At 69.7% G+C, this 13,018-nt stretch carries 15 protein-coding genes; 10 read left to right on the plus strand and 5 right to left on the minus strand.

Annotated features, from left to right (window positions below; all coding sequences use genetic code 11):
* The first annotated feature begins 45 nt into the window (after positions 1-45).
* From mce to V5F75_RS10640, 10 genes are all read left to right on the plus strand, one after another.
* A complete protein-coding gene (mce, locus tag V5F75_RS10595) occupies positions 46-450 on the plus strand; it encodes a methylmalonyl-CoA epimerase (RefSeq protein ID WP_394036071.1) in 405 nt (134 codons plus the stop codon).
* Positions 451-460: 10 nt separating this feature from the next.
* A complete protein-coding gene (locus V5F75_RS10600) occupies positions 461-733 on the plus strand; it encodes a DUF1467 family protein (protein WP_394036073.1) in 273 nt (90 codons plus the stop codon).
* An 813-nt stretch (positions 734-1,546) separates the two neighbouring features.
* Complete coding sequence (gene proS, locus V5F75_RS10605; RefSeq protein ID WP_394036075.1) at positions 1,547-2,869, plus strand: proline--tRNA ligase; 1,323 nt, start codon at positions 1,547-1,549, stop codon at positions 2,867-2,869.
* The gene (locus V5F75_RS10610; protein ID WP_394036077.1) at positions 2,866-4,164 is read left to right on the plus strand and encodes a lipoprotein-releasing ABC transporter permease subunit; all 1,299 of its coding nucleotides are present in this window, start codon (positions 2,866-2,868) and stop codon (positions 4,162-4,164) included. Before proS ends, V5F75_RS10610 begins: the two co-directional genes overlap by 4 nt.
* Positions 4,165-4,202: 38 nt before the next feature.
* Positions 4,203-4,895, plus strand: a complete 693-nt coding sequence (locus tag V5F75_RS10615; RefSeq protein WP_394036220.1) for an ABC transporter ATP-binding protein — start codon at positions 4,203-4,205, stop codon at positions 4,893-4,895.
* Positions 4,896-5,463: 568 nt separating this feature from the next.
* Entirely contained in the window at positions 5,464-6,192 is a 729-nt protein-coding gene (gene exbB / locus V5F75_RS10620; RefSeq protein WP_394036079.1) for a tonB-system energizer ExbB, read from the plus strand.
* 12 nt (positions 6,193-6,204) lie between these two features.
* Positions 6,205-6,693, plus strand: coding sequence for a TonB system transport protein ExbD (gene exbD, locus V5F75_RS10625; protein WP_394036081.1), 489 nt, complete (start codon positions 6,205-6,207; stop codon positions 6,691-6,693).
* Complete coding sequence (locus V5F75_RS10630) at positions 6,690-7,532, plus strand: TonB family protein (protein ID WP_509212055.1); 843 nt, start codon at positions 6,690-6,692, stop codon at positions 7,530-7,532. The genes exbD and V5F75_RS10630 overlap by 4 nt, the downstream gene beginning before the upstream one ends.
* Before the next feature lie 161 nt (positions 7,533-7,693).
* Entirely contained in the window at positions 7,694-8,458 is a 765-nt protein-coding gene (locus V5F75_RS10635; RefSeq protein ID WP_394036086.1) for a hypothetical protein, read from the plus strand.
* 84 nt (positions 8,459-8,542) lie between these two features.
* Positions 8,543-8,977: an EamA family transporter gene (locus V5F75_RS10640; protein WP_394036088.1), complete on the plus strand. Its 435-nt coding sequence runs from the start codon at positions 8,543-8,545 to the stop codon at positions 8,975-8,977.
* 128 nt (positions 8,978-9,105) lie between these two features.
* Here V5F75_RS10640 and thiL read toward each other — a convergent pair whose 3' ends face one another.
* From thiL to ribD, 5 genes are all read right to left on the minus strand, one after another.
* A complete protein-coding gene (gene thiL / locus V5F75_RS10645; protein WP_394036090.1) occupies positions 9,106-10,113 on the minus strand; it encodes a thiamine-phosphate kinase in 1,008 nt (335 codons plus the stop codon).
* Between the two features lies 1 nt (position 10,114).
* Positions 10,115-10,624 carry a transcription antitermination factor NusB gene (gene nusB / locus V5F75_RS10650; RefSeq protein WP_394036092.1) on the minus strand — a complete coding sequence of 170 codons (510 nt, stop codon included), beginning with the start codon at positions 10,622-10,624 and terminating at the stop codon, positions 10,115-10,117.
* Complete coding sequence (ribH, locus tag V5F75_RS10655; protein WP_394036094.1) at positions 10,621-11,112, minus strand: 6,7-dimethyl-8-ribityllumazine synthase; 492 nt, start codon at positions 11,110-11,112, stop codon at positions 10,621-10,623. Before ribH ends, nusB begins: the two co-directional genes overlap by 4 nt.
* Before the next feature lie 133 nt (positions 11,113-11,245).
* Entirely contained in the window at positions 11,246-11,857 is a 612-nt protein-coding gene (locus V5F75_RS10660) for a riboflavin synthase (protein ID WP_394036096.1), read from the minus strand.
* Positions 11,858-13,009 (minus strand): bifunctional diaminohydroxyphosphoribosylaminopyrimidine deaminase/5-amino-6-(5-phosphoribosylamino)uracil reductase RibD, encoded by a 1,152-nt coding sequence (gene ribD / locus V5F75_RS10665; protein ID WP_394036098.1) that lies wholly within the window; start codon positions 13,007-13,009, stop codon positions 11,858-11,860.
* Positions 13,010-13,018: the final 9 nt, after the last annotated feature.

The following is a 13,018-nucleotide window of genomic DNA, read 5'->3' on the forward strand; positions in this document are numbered from 1 at the left end:
AAAAGCGCCGCCGGCCGCCGCGCCGGCCAGAAGAATGAGGGAACCATGATCGGACGGCTGAACCACGTGGCCATCGCGGTGCGCGACATCGCTGCCGCCTCGAAGCTCTATCGCGACACCCTGGGCGCGGAGGTTTCCGCCGCCGTGCCGCAGGAAGAGCATGGCGTGACCACCGTGTTCGTGACGCTGCCGAACACCAAGATCGAGTTCCTGGAGCCGCTGGGCGAGAATTCTCCCATCGCCAAGTTCCTGGAGCGCAACCCCGACGGCGGCATCCACCACATCTGCTACGAGGTGGAGGACATCCTTCAGGCCCGCGACCAGCTCAAGGCCAAGGGCGCGCGCGTGTTGGGCTCGGGTGAGCCGAAGATCGGCGCCCATGGCAAGCCCGTGCTGTTCCTGCACCCGAAGGACTTCAACGGCACCCTGGTCGAACTCGAGCAGGCGTGAGGAGACGGCGATGTCGGTCGCAGCCGTCGTCGCCATCTATTTCGTGGCGTGGTGGATCACCCTCTTCGCGGTGCTCCCCTGGGGTGTGCGCGCGCAGGGGACGGGGGCTGGCGTTGCTCCCGGAACCGATCCAGGCGCGCCGGCGCGGCCCATGCTCCTGCGCAAGGTGCTGGTGACGACCCTTCTCTCCGCGCTCGTCACCGGCGCCATCGTCTATCTGGTGACGAGCGGCATCGTCGCCCTGGAAGACCTCCCCATGCCCTTCGACACGCGTGACGGCTGATGCTCTGGCATCCGCAGGACGGGGCTGCGCCATCGCCTTGCTGCGTGCAACCGAGAGGTTCAAAATTTTTTTTTGAGCTCAGCTCCGGAGCAGGCGAAAACAGGGCGATTTGCTGCAATGCAGCGCGCCGGAAGTGGCGTTATCTGCCCGTGCGAGGCCGCCGGCCGCGACTCGGATGGCGGCAGTTATGGCAAATCCTTGTTATATTTTGCCGGCTCCGCGCCCCGTGGCTGCGATCTCCGATGCTCCTTCTCGGCGAGGGTGATGGCGGGTGAGGGCAGGGGCGCGCGTGATGGTCGCGGGCTTGGCTCGTGAGGGCTGGATGGGTCGCTTCGGGCTTGGCGAGTCGGCGCGCGTCCGGGGGGCGACTGGTGGCAGGGTGACAGCTAACACCTTGATGGAAAAAGAAAAGGCGAGACCCGATGGTCTCGCCTTTTTTATTCCCACGGCTCCTGTGCCACCTGCGAGTCTGATGCCCGCTCTGGGATGGCCCGGCCAATCCGTGATGCCGATTCCGTAAGCCTACGCCCTTTGGGGCGGTGCCCGGCCGGCTGTTGTTTTTCGATTCCTCCCGAGACCCGGACCGAATGTCCCGCCCGGTATACCGGGCTGGGGACGATCCCCTTTCTTGTGCGGGCCCAAACTAGAACAAGATTCTGTCGTTTGTCATCCTTGCGCCGCAATAAGATGTACGCTGCGCCGCAACATGAAGCCGGTCTGAACCGCATTTCGGCGGCGCTCTTGTGTTTTGCCGACGCTTCCGCTTTCACTCCGCGCGACCCTTTCCGATCTCCATAGCCGTCGAGCCTTGCGATGCGCCTTTCCCGTTATTTTCTGCCGATCCTGCGTGAAGTGCCCCGGGAGGCGGACATCGTCTCCCACCGCCTGATGCTGCGTGCGGGCATGATCCGCCAAGAGGCCGCGGGAATCTTCGCCTGGCTGCCGCTGGGCCACCGCGTGCTGAACAAGATCTGCGGAATCATCCGCGAGGAGCAGAATCGCGCCGGCGCCGTCGAGATGCTGATGCCCACCATCCAGAGCGCCGACCTGTGGCGCGAGAGCGGGCGCTACGACGATTATGGCAAGGAGATGCTGCGAATCAGGGACCGGCACGACCGCGAGATGCTGTTCGGCCCCACCAACGAAGAGATGGTCACCGATATCGTCCGCGCCTATGTGAAGTCCTACAAGTCGCTGCCGCTGAACCTCTACCACATCCAGTGGAAGTTCCGGGACGAGGTGCGCCCGCGCTTCGGCGTCTATCGCTCCCGCGAGTTCCTGATGAAGGACGCCTATTCCTTCGATCTCGACGCGGCCGGCGCGCGGCATTCCTACAACAAGATGTTCGTGGCCTATCTGCGCACCTTCGCGCGCATGGGGCTGAAGGCCATCCCCATGGTGGCGGATACCGGCCCCATCGGCGGCAATCTCTCGCACGAGTTCATCATCCTCGCCTCCACCGGCGAGAGCGAGGTGTTCTGCCACGGCAACTACCTGGAAATGGCGCCGCCCCCGGCCGATGTGAACTTCGACGACGCCGCCGGCCTGCAGAAGGTGTTCGACGACTTCACCTCGCTCTATGCCGCCACCTCGGAGAAGCACGACGAGGCGGCCTACAACGCGATTCCGGAAGAGAAGCGCCTTGCCGCCCGCGGCATCGAGGTGGGCCACATCTTCTATTTCGGCACCAAGTATTCCGAGCCCTTCGGGGTCGCGGTGCAGGGGCCGGACGGCAACGCGCATACCGTCCACATGGGCTCCTACGGCATCGGTCCCTCGCGCCTCGTGGCCGCCATGATCGAAGCCTCCCATGACGAGGCGGGAATCATCTGGCCGGACGCGGTCGCCCCCTTCCAGGTGGGCATCCTCAACCTGAAGAGCGGCGACAGCGCCACCGATGCCGCCTGCGAGAAGCTGTATGCGGAGTTGACCGCCGCCGGCTACGATGTGCTCTATGACGATACCGAGGAGCGCGCCGGGGCCAAGTTCGCCACGGCCGATCTCATCGGCCTGCCGTGGCAGATCCTGGTGGGGCCGAAGGGCCTCGCGGACGGCAAGGTGGAACTCAAGCGCCGTCGCGGCGGCGAGCGCGAGCTCATCGCGCCGAGCGACATTCTGGAGAGGCTGAAGGCATGACGGCGCGCGCGTCCACGGGGGTGAAGGCCGAGGAACCCACCGGAACCCGGCCTTTTGCGCCCTTCGAGTGGATGCTCTCGCTGCGCTACCTCCGGGCGCGGCGCAAGGAAGGCTTCATCTCGGTCATCGCCGGCTTCTCCTTCCTCGGCATCATGCTGGGGGTGGCGACGCTCATCATCGTCATGGCGGTGATGAACGGCTTCCGCCAGGAGCTGCTCAGCAAGATCCTCGGCCTCAACGGCCACGTGCTGGTGCAGCCGCTGGAAACCCCGCTGACCGACTACACCTCCGTCGCCGAGCGCATCTCCAAGCTCAACGGCGTCCGCCTCGCGGTGCCGCTGGTGGAGGGGCAGGCGCTGGCCTCCTCGCAGTTCGGCGCCTCGGGCGTGCTGGTGCGCGGCCTGACCGAGAAGGACCTGAGGGGCCTGCCCTCGGTCGCGCACAATGTCCGTTCCGGCACGCTGGAGGGCTTCGACACCGGGCAGGGCCTTGCCATCGGCAAGCGCCTCGCGGACCAGCTCTCCCTGCGCGCGGGCGACAACATCACCCTGGTGGCCCCGCGCGGAGCGGTGACGCCCATGGGCACCTCGCCGCGCATCAAGGTCTACAAGGTGGCGGCCATCTTCGAGGTGGGCATGTCGGAATACGACAGCGCCTTCGTCTTCATGCCGCTGCCGGAGGCCCAGGCCTATTTCAACCGCAACGGCGACGTGAACGCCATCGAGGTCTACATCGACCACCCCGACGATGTGGAGGAGCTGCGCGGCGCCATCCAGGCCGCCGCCGAGCGGCCGGTCTACCTGGTGGACTGGCGGCGCCGCAACGCCACCTTCTTCAACGCCCTTCAGGTGGAGCGGAACGTGATGTTCCTCATCCTCACGCTGATCGTGCTGGTGGCGGCGCTCAATATCGTCTCGGGCCTCATCATGCTGGTGAAGGACAAGGGGCGCGACATCGCCATTCTGCGCACCATGGGCGCCTCCCAGGGGGCGGTGATGCGGGTGTTCCTCATCACCGGCGCCTCCATCGGCGTCGTGGGCACGCTTGTGGGGCTCATCCTGGGCGTGGTGGTGTGCCTCAATATCGAGAGCATCCGCCAGTTCATCTCCTGGCTCACCGCCACGGAGCTGTTCTCGCCCGAGCTCTATTACCTCTCCCGGCTGCCGGCGGAGATGAACTTCGGCGAAACCGCCACCGTGGTGGTGATGGCGCTGGTGCTCTCCCTGCTCGCCACGCTCTACCCCTCCTGGCGCGCCGCGAGGCTCGATCCGGTGGAAGCCCTGAGATACGAGTGATGGATCAACCCACCCGCCGTTCCACAGGCTCCCCCGGCATGCCGACCCGCCCGAACCACGCCCTCGCCCTTTCGGGCGTTGTCCGCCGCTACTCGGAAGGGGAGGGAGCGCTCGAAATCCTGCGCGGGGTGGATCTCACCATCTCCTCGGGCCAGTCGGTGGCGCTGGTGGCGCCTTCCGGCTCGGGCAAGTCCACGCTGCTGCACATCGCCGGCCTGCTGGAGCAGTCCGACGCGGGCGAGGTGTTCATCGACGGCAAGCCCACCGCCCGCCTTCCGGATGCGGAGCGCACCCGCATCCGCCGGCTGCACATCGGCTTCGTCTACCAGTTCCACCACCTGCTGGGCGAGTTCTCCGCGCTCGAGAACGTGGCCATGCCGCAGATGATCCGCGGCCTGTCCCACAAGGAAGCCAACGCCCGCGCCAAGGATCTGCTGACCTATCTCGGCCTCGGCCCGCGGCTGTCGCACCGCCCGTCCGAGCTTTCCGGCGGCGAGCAGCAGCGCGTGGCCATCGCCCGCGCGCTCGCCAACGCGCCGCGCCTGCTGCTGGCCGACGAGCCCACCGGCAACCTCGACCCCAAGACCTCCGATCACGTCTTCGGCGCGCTTACCGAGCTGGTGCAGGCCACGGGCGTCGCCGCCCTCATCGCCACCCACAACCTCGAACTCGCCGCCCGCATGGACCGGCGGGTGACGCTGCGGGAAGGCAAGCTGGTGGAGATGGCCTGAGGCGCGCCGTTCCACTTGGAAGGCGCTCCCGCGCGGGGTGTCGGGAGCAGGGTCGGGCGCCCTCGGAACGCTGCAGTATCAAGGTAACGCCATCCTTCCGTAGCGGCTTGCCCGGTCGTGGGCACAAGGGGGTTAGCGAACGGGGCAAATGGGGGTATAACGCTCTTGCGAGCCATTTCCCGATTGCGGGATCGCCAGCGACCCCCGATAGTTGAAGCAATTCCGGTGACGCGCGATGCCCCTCTGCATTTCCGCCTCGCTGCCGCAGGCGGCGTATTTCATTCGTTCTGGTTTCTGTGCGGTCGCGTTGCTCGCCTGCGCCGGCCTCTCGTCGGCGCCTGCCGCTGCGCAGGCGCCTGCCGAGTCCGCGGCGCCCCACGCCATGCACTCCGGCTCCGCGCCGGTGGCTCCTTCCGCGCCTGCCCTTGCCGCGCCTGCCTTGGCCTCGCCTGCCTTGGCCGCTCCTGCCGCGGCACTGTCGGCTCCTGCTGAGCCTGCCGTCGTCCACCCAGCCGTGGGCGGCGCCGCGACCGGCATTCCCGCCGCCGCTCCCGTGGCCACCGAGGTGATGTCGCCGGCCGCAGTGGATTCGACCTTGCCGCACAATCTTTCCCCCTGGGGCATGTTCCTCGCCGCCGACATGGTGGTGAAGAGCGTGATGGTCGGCCTCGCCCTGGCCTCGGTGATGACCTGGACCGTGTGGTTCGTGAAGTCGCTGGAGCTGGTGTTCGCCCGCCGGCAGGTGAGCCGGACCCTGAAGGCGCTGCGCGCGGCCCCCACCCTCATCGCCGCCTCGCGCGCCATCCCCAAGGGCAACGGCCCTGCGCCGGCCACCGTTCACGCCGCGCTCGACGAGTGCGAGGTCTCCGAGGGCCTTTCCGCGGAAGGCATCAAGGAGCGCGTGGCCATCTCGCTCAGTCGAATCGAGGCGGGCGCCGGCCGCCGCATGTCCGGCGGAACCGGCGTGCTGGCCACCATCGGCGCCGTGGCCCCCTTCGTGGGCCTGTTCGGCACGGTGTGGGGCATCATGAACGCCTTCATCGGCATCTCGAAGGCGCAGACCACCAATCTCGCCGTGGTGGCGCCCGGCATCGCCGAGGCGCTGCTCGCCACCGCCATCGGCCTCGTGGCCGCCATTCCGGCCGTGGTCATCTACAATCTGTTCGCGCGCGCCATCGCCGCCTACAAGGCGCGCCTCGCCGACACCTCCGCCGAGGTGATGCGGCATCTCTCCCGCGATCTCGACCGCGCGAGCGAGGCCGGCACCGCGCGCAACCTGCGCGCCGCGGCCGAGTGAGAGGCGCGCGCCATGGCCGCGAAGCTCGACCACGGCGGCGACGATCTCGCCGAGAACCACGAAATCAACGTCACGCCGTTCATCGACGTGATGCTGGTGCTGCTCATCATCTTCATGGTGGCGGCCCCGCTCGCGACCGTGGACGTGAAGGTGGACCTGCCCACCTCCAACGCCCAGCCCCAGCCGCGCCCCGACAAGCCCATCTACCTGTCCCTGAAGGCGGATCACTCGCTCGCCATCGGTGACGACACGGTGGACCGCACCGCGCTCGGTCTCGCCCTCGACAAGGCCAGCAATGCCGACCGTGAGCAGAGGGTGTTCGTGCGGGCCGACAAGTCGGTGGACTATGGCGCGGTGATGGAGCTGATGAACCTGCTGCGTGCCGCCGGCTACCTGAAGGTGGCCCTGGTGGGGCTGGAGGGGCCGCCCGGCGGCGGGGCATCCGCCACGCCCGCGGCGCTTCCGCCCGCCGGTGCCCCGGCTGCGGGAGCAGCACGGTGAGCGCCGTGCACTGGCACGACTTCGACGGGAATCACTTCCGGAATTCCGTGCTCCGATGGTTGGCGGCGGGGCTGCTGATCGTCGTCCTCCATACCGCCTTCGTCTACGCCGCGCTGTTCTGGAACAAGATGGAGGCCGCATCGGCGCCGCCGGCGGCGGTGATGATCGAGCTCGCCCCCATGCCGGTGAGCACGCCCTCGCAGAACCAGGATGTGGCCCCCGGCCCGGAGATGATGCAATCGCCGGTGACCACGCCGGACGCCCCCGACAACGTCGAGGATGCGCCGCCGCCCCCGGAGCCGCTGAAGCAGGACGTGGCGGAGGATGCGCCGGAGCTGCCGCCTACACCCACCCCTTCGGAGGTGGTGCTGCCGGCCGCGCATCCCGAGCCCATGCCCAAGCCCGTGGAGGCGCCGAAGCCCAAGCCGGAGGAAAAGCCGAAGAAGGAGGCCAAGCCCACACGCCGCAAGCAGGCGCCGGTGACCTCGGCGGCCCCCCGCTCGGAGGCGGCCCCCGCGCAGACCACGGCCGCGCCCTCGCCGGGCGTCGAGGCGTCGAATTCCCGCGCTCGGGCCACCTGGGCGGCCATGATCTCGGCTCACCTCAACCGCTTCAAGCGCTATCCGCCGGGGGCGGAGGGCGTCACCGGGCGGCCTTCGGTGCGGTTCTCGCTCGATGGGGCGGGCCGCGTCACCTCCGCGAGCCTTATCCGCTCCTCCGGGTCTTCCGCCCTCGACGAGGAGGCGGTGGCGACGGTGCGGCGGGCCTCTCCCTTCCCGGCGCCGCCGGACGGGCGCGGGGCGAGCTTCAGCGTGCCGGTGAACTTCACGCACCGCTGACGAGCAAGGAACCGGCGCCGCCGATGGCCGGCGCCGGTTCGGCTCCTCCTTGCCGGGGTCGGCCAGGCGCCCAGGGGACCGCTGCCTTTACCCCTGGGGAAGCCTCTGCTAACGCTACGCCATCAGGGCGGTTCACTGGCGGAACCGGGGCGCTTGCGGAGATGAGGCGGCTCTATATCCACATTGGAACGCACAAGACGGGAACCACCTCCATCCAGTGGTATCTCAGTCGCCATGCCCGCACCTTCCGGGGCTATGGCTTTCATGTGCCGCAGGCGGGGCGCATCGCGCGCGCGTTCGCCGGCCACCACAACGTCGCCTGGACCATGCTGGAGGATGCGCGGGCAGAGCCGCGCCAAGGCGGCCTCGATGCCGTGCTCATCGAGCTGGACTTGGCCCGCGCGGCGCGCGCCGTGCTGTCCTCGGAGGATTTCGAGTTCCTCGCCGACCGCCCCTTCGACCTGAGGCGGTTCGAGGGGCGCATCCTGAGCGCGGGGTGGACACCCGTCTACATCATGTTCCTGCGCGCGCAGGGCTCCTACACGCTCTCGGTCTATCATGAGCTGAGCAAGCGCCAGGACCATGTGCGCTTCGGCGCGTTCTCGGAGGAGGTGCTGGCGCGGGGCACCTTCCGCTCCCGGCAGGATCATGTGCTGCACTTCGACTATGATCTCCTGGTCGCCAAATGGCGGGCCATGACCAAGGGCGAGTTGAGGATCATCGCCTATGACGCGGCCGTGAAGGGGCGCGGCGTGGTGGGCGAGCTCGTCCGCGCCATGGATGCGCCCGCGCGCCTGGGAGAGCTGCGGCAGACCCGCGTCAACGTGAGCGCGGGAACGGCCACGGACGACATGAAGGCCGTCGCGCGGCGCATTGAGGCGAAGTACCTGCCCAGCTTCATGCGGCAGACGGGCCTGCATGGCTGACCACCGCCCTTGGCCTTCCCTGCGCGGCGCTTTCGGCTATGGTCACGCTGCCGGACGGAGCCGCCCGGACGCGAGGCGCGCCATATGTCATCCCTTCCCGCATCCTGGCTTTTCTGGGCGCTGCTGTCGGCGGCGTTCGCGGCGCTGACGGCGATTTTCGGCAAGGTCGGGGTCTCGGGCGTCCATCCGGATCTCGCGACCCTGATCCGGACGGTGGTCATCCTGGTGCTGATCGCGGCCATGGTGACGGCTGGGGGCGCATGGAGCCCGCCGTCGCATATCGCGCCGCGCACCTGGCTGTTCCTGGTGCTCTCGGGCCTCGCGACCGGGGCCTCCTGGCTGTGCTACTTCCGTGCGCTGAAGCTGGGCGAGGCGGCGCGGGTGGCGCCCGTGGACAAGCTGAGCGTGGTGCTCGTGGCGGTATTCGGCATCGTGTTCCTGGGCGAGCGCCTCAGCGCGCTGAGTTCCTTCGGTGTGCTGCTGATCGCCACCGGCTCTGTTCTCGTCGCCCTGGGCTAGATCGTTTCAGCGTTTCATGGAAACGCCGAAACGATCTAGCCTCTTGCAATGACGCGTTTCCTTCACGCGAACCGGTTTCCACTTCGCCCGGAAACGCTCTGGCGCCCTTGTTCTTTTAGAGCCGCGCGTCAGAAGTGGCTGTAGCTGCCGGGGCCCAGGTCGAGCGGGTGGCCGCTGGCGTCCAGCACGTCGAGGCCCTCTTCCGCCCGCGTCTCGCCGATCAGCGCCACCGGCACGCCGGCTTCCGCCGCCGCGTGCACGAAGGCGTGCACCTCTCCATGAGGGACGAGGGCGAGAATCTCATAATCGTCGCCGCCGGTGAGGGCGGCCGCGCGCAGCGCCTTGTCATGGCCAACCGCAGCGGCCGCGGCGGCGGAGAGCGGCACGCGATGCGCCTCGATGCGCCCGCCGCAGCCGGAGGCCGCCAGCATCTTGGCAAGGTCGCCCACGAGCCCGTCCGAGACATCCATGGCCGCAGCCGCATGGGCGCGCAGCGCCGGCGCCAGGGCGAGGCGCGGCTGGGGAACGAGGTAGCGGTCCAGAAGGTGGGCGCGCTGCTCCCCTGAAAGGCCCGTGAACGCCGCCTGCTCCGGCGCCTGCCGCAGCCGCAGGCCGAGGGCGGCATCGCCGATGGTGCCGGAGACGAGGATGGCCTGCCCCGGCCGGCCGCCCGTGCGCGGCACAAAAGCGCCCTTCGGCACGGTGCCGAGGGCGGTGAGGGTGAGCGTGACCGGGCCCGGCGTCACTACAGTGTCGCCGCCCAGCAGCGGGCAGCCGTAAGCGGTGGAATCGGCGCCGAGGGCGGTGGCGAACGCCTCCATCCACACATCCGGAATGTCCCTGGGCACGGCCATGGCGAGGAGCGCGCCCAGGGGCGTGGCGCCCTTGGCGGCGAGGTCGGAGAGGTTCACGCGCAGCAGCTTGCGCGCGATGCTCGCGGGCGGATCGTCGGGAAAGAAATGCACGCCGGCCACGATGGCGTCCTTGGTGAGGACGAGGTCCCCGCCCGCGGGCGGGGAGAGGAGGGCGGCATCGTCCCTGAGGCCGAGCGCCTCGGGCGCGCTGGCCACGGGCGCGAAGAAGCGCGCGATGAAGCGGTCCTCGCCCGAGCCCGGCTCGCGCGCGCCGCCGGTCATGTCAGGCGGCTCCCGGGCCGGCGAACTCGCGGGCGCGCAGCTCGCGGGCGAGGGCATCGAGCACGGCGTTCACCATGCCGGTCTCGTCGCGGTCGAGGAAGGCGCCGGCCACGTTCACATATTCAGCGATGACCACGCGGGCCGGCACGTCCGGCCGGGAGAGCAGCTCGAAGGCGCCGGCGCGCAGCACCGCGCGCAGCACCGCTTCCACGCGGCGCAGCGGCCAGCCGTGGGCGAGCGCGTTGTCCACCAGCGGGTCGATGCGCCGCTGATCGGCCAGCACGCCCTCCACCACGATGCGGAACAGCTTGACGTCCGCCTCCGGAAACTGGGTGCCTTCCACCTCCTGCCCGAGCCAGTGGCTTTCGAACTGGGCGAGGATGTCGTGGATGGGGGTCTGCGCCAGATCCATCTGGTAGAGCGCCTGGACGGCGCCGAGGCGCGCCGCGCTCTTCTTCATGGGCCAGGTGGTGACGGGACCGGTCGCGGGACCGTTGGCGGCTTCGCTCATTGCTCCAGGCTCCTGCGCAGGCGCAGCAGCGAGAGCGCCGCCGTGGCGGCGCCGCCGCCCTTGTCGCCCTCGCTCACGCGGGCGCGCTCCCAGGCCTGGGCCTCGGTGTCCACGGTGAGGATGCCGTTGCCCACGGGCAGGGCGCGGCCGAGGCCGAGATCCATCAGGCCGCGCGCCGATTCGCCGGCGACGATCTCGAAATGGTAGGTCTCGCCGCGGATCACGACGCCGAGCCCCACCACTGCATCGATGCCGTCACCGGACATCTCCGCCGCGTCGAGGGCGATCTCGGCGGCGATGGGCACTTCCAGCGCACCGGGCACCGTGATCACGCTCACCTCAACGCCCGCCGCCTCCAGCACGGCGCGGGCGCCGGCGAGCAATTCATCTGCAAGGGCTTCGTAATAGCGCCCCTCGACGATGAGCACACGGGCGCCTTCCAGCAGCTCGTCCTTGGCCTGGGAGCCATCCCTGCGCGTCGTCACCATGGGCTTCGTCTCCGAACGTGAGGTCGCGAGGCGTACAAGAGCGCGCCCGCCTGCGCAAGCGCGGGGCCTGCGCCCCTGGCGCAGACCTCACCCCAACTTCTTGAATATAGGCCGCTCCGCCCCCGGCGGGGACTCAGGCGCGGGGGAATTCCGCGAGGCGGGCGGCATAGCGCGCCATCACGTCCACCTCGAAGTTCACCGCCTCGCCGGGGCGCACGCCGCCCCAGGTGGTGACCGCCAGCGTGTGGGGGATGAGAAGGCAGGAGAAGACGCGCCCCTCCACCGTGTTCACGGTGAGGGAGGTGCCGTCCAGCGCCACCGAGCCCTTTACGGCCACGAAGCGCGCGAGCGCCTCCGGCACCTCGAACTCGAACCGGGTGGTGGCGCCGAGATCCTCGCGCTTCAGCACCTTCGCTGTGGAATCCACATGGCCGGAGACCATGTGGCCGCCCAGCTCGTCGCCGAGCTTGAGCGAGCGCTCCAGGTTGATGCGGCGGCGCGGCTGCCATTCGGCCACGGTGGTGATAGCGAGGGTTTCGGGCCCCGCGTCCACGGTGAAGAGGGCCCTGCGCGGACCGCCGGCGGTGGCCGAGGTGACCGTCATGCATACGCCCGAGCACGCAATGGAGGCGCCGAGGGCGATGGTGGCGGCGTCGAAATCGGTGGCGATGGTGAGGGTCTTGACCTCGCCGCGGGGCTCCGCCGCGACGACGTCGCCCACGTCGGTGATGATGCCGGTGAACATTCAGCGTCTCCACAAGCGCAAGAGATGATCCGCTCCGAGCTCCTCGTGCCCCACCTCGGCGAAGCCGACGGGCGCGAACAGGCGCTGGAGCGGGCGGCCCGGCAGGGCGGGCACGGCGTCGGCGCCCAGCACCACGGGGCTCGTGAACAGCGCGACCTCGTCCACCAGCCCGCTGTCGAGGAAGGCGGCGGCGGTGGCGGGGCCGCCTTCCACCATCAGGCGGGTGACGCCGAGCATGCCGAGCAGCTTCGCCACGGCGGGCAGGTAGAGCCGGTCCTCCGGGCCGCCGCGCGGCGCGCGCAGCACCTCCACGCCGCGTTCGGCGAGGGCGGCGGCGCGGTCGGCCGGGGCATCTTCAGCCGTGACCACCCAGAGCGGCACCTCGCAGGCGGTGCGCACCAGAGCGGAATCGAGCGGCAGGGAGAGGGCGCTGTCGAGCACGACGCGCACCGGCGAGCGGCCCTCGAAGCCTTCGAGGCGCGTGGTCAGCATGGGGTCGTCGGCGCGCACGGTGCCGATGCCCACCAGGATCGCGTCCGCATGGGCGCGCATGAGGTGCGCCCGCGCCCGCGCCTCAGGGCCGGTGATGACGGCCGGGCGCGGGCCGGGCAGGGCGGCCTTGCCATCGGCCGAGACGGCCATCTTGAGCAGGATGTGGGGCCGCCCCGCGGTGACGCGGCGGATGTGGCCGGCGTGGTCGGCCAGCGCCTGCTCGGCCCCCACCCCGACAGTCACCCATATTCCCGCCGCGCGCAGGCGCGCGACGCCGCGCCCCTTCACCCGGTGGTCCGGATCTTCCAGGGCCGCCACCACGCGCTTGACACCGGCGGCGATGACCGCATCGGCGCAGGGCGGGGTGCGGCCGTGATGGGAGCAGGGCTCCAGCGTGACATAGAGGGTGGAGCCGCGCGCGGCGGCGCCCGCCTGGGCCAGGGCCTGGGGCTCGGCATGGGGGCGGCCGGCAGCGGCGGTGGCGGCGGCGCCCACCACGCGCGGGCCCTCCGGGCCGTGCTGCACCACCACCGCGCCCACGGATGGGTTGGGCCAGGTGCGGCCGAGGCCCGTCTGGCCCACGGCGAGGGCCTGGGCCATGAAGCGCTCGTCTTCCTCCGGGGAGGCGACATGAACGGGGGCCGGGGAGGCGGGCGCCATTTTATCCGA

Source organism: Xanthobacter albus (assembly GCF_043194895.2).
Classification (GTDB): Bacteria; Pseudomonadota; Alphaproteobacteria; order Rhizobiales; family Xanthobacteraceae; genus Xanthobacter.

Bases quoted from the DNA above. Each gene is read 5' to 3' on its own strand.
- mce (WP_394036071.1), top strand. From the start codon at position 46: ATGATCGGACGGCTGAACCACGTGGCCATCGCGGTGCGCGACATCGCT.
- V5F75_RS10600 (WP_394036073.1), top strand. From the start codon at position 461: ATGTCGGTCGCAGCCGTCGTCGCCATCTATTTCGTGGCGTGGTGGATC.
- proS (WP_394036075.1), top strand. From the start codon at position 1,547: ATGCGCCTTTCCCGTTATTTTCTGCCGATCCTGCGTGAAGTGCCCCGG.
- V5F75_RS10610 (WP_394036077.1), top strand. From the start codon at position 2,866: ATGACGGCGCGCGCGTCCACGGGGGTGAAGGCCGAGGAACCCACCGGA.
- V5F75_RS10615 (WP_394036220.1), top strand. From the start codon at position 4,203: ATGCCGACCCGCCCGAACCACGCCCTCGCCCTTTCGGGCGTTGTCCGC.
- exbB (WP_394036079.1), top strand. From the start codon at position 5,464: ATGTCGCCGGCCGCAGTGGATTCGACCTTGCCGCACAATCTTTCCCCC.
- exbD (WP_394036081.1), top strand. From the start codon at position 6,205: ATGGCCGCGAAGCTCGACCACGGCGGCGACGATCTCGCCGAGAACCAC.
- V5F75_RS10635 (WP_394036086.1), top strand. From the start codon at position 7,694: ATGAGGCGGCTCTATATCCACATTGGAACGCACAAGACGGGAACCACC.
- V5F75_RS10640 (WP_394036088.1), top strand. From the start codon at position 8,543: ATGTCATCCCTTCCCGCATCCTGGCTTTTCTGGGCGCTGCTGTCGGCG.
- thiL (WP_394036090.1), bottom strand. From the start codon at position 10,113: ATGACCGGCGGCGCGCGCGAGCCGGGCTCGGGCGAGGACCGCTTCATC.
- nusB (WP_394036092.1), bottom strand. From the start codon at position 10,624: ATGAGCGAAGCCGCCAACGGTCCCGCGACCGGTCCCGTCACCACCTGG.
- ribH (WP_394036094.1), bottom strand. From the start codon at position 11,112: ATGGTGACGACGCGCAGGGATGGCTCCCAGGCCAAGGACGAGCTGCTG.
- V5F75_RS10660 (WP_394036096.1), bottom strand. From the start codon at position 11,857: ATGTTCACCGGCATCATCACCGACGTGGGCGACGTCGTCGCGGCGGAG.
- ribD (WP_394036098.1), bottom strand. From the start codon at position 13,009: ATGGCGCCCGCCTCCCCGGCCCCCGTTCATGTCGCCTCCCCGGAGGAA.